2 protein-coding genes are annotated in these 3,974 nt (G+C 46.7%); both read right to left on the bottom strand.

The annotated features are described in order from the left end of the window. Positions 1–2,554: 50S ribosome-binding GTPase (locus IGR76_00405; protein MBF2077006.1), on the bottom strand; the 2,554-nt coding region annotated here is incomplete at its 3' end. Positions 2,555–2,704: 150 nt separating this feature from the next. After that, a partial coding sequence (locus IGR76_00410; GenBank protein ID MBF2077007.1) for a GH3 auxin-responsive promoter family protein occupies positions 2,705–3,974 on the bottom strand: 1,270 nt, incomplete at its 5' end.

Consider the following 3,974-nt stretch of genomic DNA (forward strand, 5'->3'; position numbering starts at 1 on the left):
CATCCTGGCATTTTACGCCGCAGAGCGGCGGGGAATCGACCCGCAGGGATTGAACTTCGATTTTCTCTTGAAGAATCTTACAAATTTCTTCTTGAGATTTTCTTAACTTCAATGGCATTGTGGTTTGAATTTGAATCCTCTGCCCAAAAACACGATTAACCTTCCGAATTTTCCTGCCAATGGAAACATCTGTTAAAGGCTCATATTCATCACTTGCCCAGTCAATGATCCGCTTAGCATAAGCTCTATTTAGATAATTTGCTGCAGTGGATAGCTTCCCTTCTGCTGCTTTGAGTTGTACAGCAATTTCCTCAATTCTCCGAATTAATTCTAGGAAGTAAGTTTCCACTCCGTTAGCTACAGATTGACAATACTCATCAAAATTTTGCTCTACCTGTTGAAGCACTTTCTCTTGGTGTTGCTCTAATTGTTGGCGAAGCGCTTCGGAAATTCTCTCAACCGCTTCATGGCGTTTTTGTGCTTTTGACTTAAACAGATTCGCTAGCAAACTCACAGCACCACCCGCAAGACCTAGGAAACCTAGGGGAGGAAAGATAAAAGCAAGTACTGCTCCCGCTGCAACTAATATCATGCCGCTGATCCGAACAAAATCTTTATCAAAGAAACTAGAATCTTGTTCAGTAAATGTGAAACTTCTGCCTTGGAGTTGACTAATGAGCTTAAGTTCATTGCCAATTTCTTCAAGCATCTCCTTTACATCTCTTTGGAAGCTTTGACTACCGTTTTCAGAGGCTGTCTTGAGTCGCTCTTCAAAATACATCGAATTAAGCTTAGTAGACCAGCCAGACTGCATAGCGCTTTCTTTTGCATCCCAATGTTCTTCTGCGAAAGGTGTAATTTGATCAAAAGCAGTTCTGAAGATCTCCTTGATATCCTGCTGTAGCTTCTCCCAGTTATCGTGCTGAGCTTTTTGAAGTTGCTGTTTAAGACTTTGCCTTTTTTCCTCAAGTTGGTTTTTCAGATTTTTGTAAGCCGTGGCCTGTTGAGAAATCCAACGCTGAGGAGTATCGATTGATCCAACTGTTGAACCGAGGAGGGTTTGCGATCGCCGAATTGCACCATGATCTATTAACGACTTGCGAATAGAGTCAAGAAAATCTTGGATATGACTTGCCTGGAAAAGGTGTTTAGAATGTGCCTCATGAGCTGGTTCCTGAGCCATTTGTGCTGCTAGAAGCATTGCTGGAACTAAATCTAGATAGTCGTTAGAATAGTGCTGTTGGGCATATCGCTGAATCCTGTTGAGATGTCCACCAATACCGCTTTTACCTTCCAACGCAAAGTATCGATCTGGATTCTTTAGGAAATGCTCCAGTCGTCGAGAGTCGCGCAAGTTTTGATGGATGTTCAGCAGAACGATTAACGGTTTAGTTTTCTCCTTGAGAACTTTCAGAAAGGCAAACTCAGATTCTTGGATGCTGTCGTCTGTCACGACGTAACAAATGACATCTGCTTCTTCAATGACACTGCGAGCTACCTCCTCATCAGTTTCACCTCCAGGTGCGCCAATACCTGGAGTGTCAATGATACGAATATTCTTCCATTCATATACTCGGTTATATCGAGTCGTGCGCTGTTTACCAACACCGATTGCCTCCCAACCCTCTTTAGTAATAATTGCGTGGAGGGTGCTTTTCCCAGCTTTTGTTTTCCCCATGAAAGCGATACTGAAATGATTAAGCGCACGCTCCTTTGCTTTAAGTGCTTCGCGTACAGATTCTAAATTGCGCAAAATTTCAGCAGAAAGGCTTTGCCGAGTCTTTTCAAGCTGTTCAGCAACGTCTTTGGCTGTTTGATATTGCCCCTGCCCAGTCGTTGTCTGCTTAATTTTTTGAATATCCTGCTGAAGCTCATTTCCTAAATTTCTCAGGATTTCGTAAGTCATTCTCAATGCTTGATTGGAATACTTGAAATCTTCCTTGGCAATTTTGGCACATTGCTGAATCGCCTCGTCATATTCTGGCCCAGCTAGTAAAATTTCACGCTGAAGCTGCTCAATTCGCTGCCCAACGCCTTCAGGAGCGATATCCGCTAGCTTCGTAATCAGCGTGCGCGATAAGAGTGATTCTGCTCTTTTTAGAATTTTCGCCCCTACAGATAGAGCGGCCTTGTCTTCATCACCACTGTTGTTGATTTGTTCCTCGTATAGTCCTTGTGCGTGTTCAAGGATCTGCTCAATCGCATTGGGACTAATATTCCAAAACTGAGCAATTCGGGTGATCAGTTCCCGCTCCAGTGGGGAAAAATAACCATCCACATAGGCGATCGCCATCACTTGCCGCAGAACTTCCATTCTCTGTTCTCTAGGAACGTTCTGAACAGCTTTTTCTATAGAAATCTGGTTATCGTCCTGCCCCAGGATTTTGTCCATTTCCTGGATCGTGGCTTCATTAATCTGAACTTGGTGAGCTAGTTCGCGTAGTGCTTTCGCTTCACGGTTGTGGATTTGCTGATCTGCACAAACCGCATGAGTAAGAAGAAGGAAGCCATAATCTATCGCTAGAGATTGATGAGGGGATGCTGAAGCTACCATTGGAGAGTTCTCCCTGAAGTTTTCATATATATTACTGAACTTCTCTAAGAGTTCCCGGACAGATAAGTTTTGAACCACAAAATCTTTAAATTTTGCATTCAGGCAAGCGATCGCCCCTTTAGGATATCCAGATCTGCGACTAGCAACCGCTTAAACACGCTGAGGCAAGGGGCGATCGCCCACCATCCTCACATCCTGAATCACCGTCAATCCATCCAACCAGTGCCGATCTTCGCTCACATGGGGAAACTTGAGCTGTGCTTCAGCCACCCCGCGACTAATCATCCGCTGCCGCACCGTTTCAAAACTGCCCGGAGCTAAAATCCGCAAGCGGGGAACGGGAATCTGGTCGCGGCGTTTAATCGCGTAGAACTTTTGCACCTCTTTCATCGTGTCGTCAAACGCCTGCAAAAACTGATCTGGTTCTGTCAGCAATGCTCCCGGTGCCAACTCGATATTCACCACATAGTGGGCGGGAATCGCGTCGTCCGAAAGCGTCACACAGAAATTTTCGAGCGCGACATCAAACCGCTGCTGCAACTGCCGCATGACTTCAATCACATGGGCTTCCGAGGTTTTCTCGGTAGAGGAGGAAATAATGCCGCCGCGCCGATGCCGGAAGATCATCAGCGGTGCGTCGTTGATAAATTCTTCAATTTCCACCACATCCCCCAGATCATACCGATAGAACCCGGCATAGTTGGTAAAGACTACTCGGTAACGTTCGCCCGGTTTAACCTCCTGGGGCAATAGAGTGTTCGGGTATTCCCGATCCCACTGGTCTTGGGGAATGAATTCCAAAAAGGTGCTATTCAGGGCAGGGATCACGCTATCGGTATTGAGATCCCGATGCACCCCCAGCACACTCTCTGCACAGGCATAGGTTCCCCCAAAGATGGGCAAATCACCGAAGTATTCTGGGAATCGTTCAAAGTAGAAATTCGATGTGCCCCCCCGTGCCGTCACCATATAGGACAGGTTCGGCCAAGCCGTCTGGGGTGTCAGTCGTCCGTTTTGATTGAGCAGCATCTGAAGTTGCTGTGCCCGTTGGGGATGGGCAGACCACTGCCGTTCTAGCTTTACTCGTAGTTCGGGGGTGAGCTTCAGCCAACTGGGCAGCGTTCCAGTTTTAATATCATGGACTAAGGACTCGGCGTGTTCGTCTAGGAAATGACACAACTGCAACGCCAATACTGGAAAGGTTGCGCCGATGATTCGCAGATCTGCTGTCCGTAGCGCAAACAGTAGGCAAGTGTAGTAGCGGGTGGCGGTGTCACCAATCTGAAAGACCTCGAATGGACAGGAAAAAACCTGCCGCGATATGAAGTCCGTGAGTCGCAGGTCACTGGTACTCACGGGAGCATAGGCAATCCCATTGGGAGTGTGGCCGTGAGCGTTGACAGATAGCGTCAGCAGCATT

It is taken from the genome of Synechococcales cyanobacterium T60_A2020_003 (assembly GCA_015272205.1).
Taxonomy (GTDB): Bacteria; Cyanobacteriota; Cyanobacteriia; order RECH01; family RECH01; genus JACYMB01.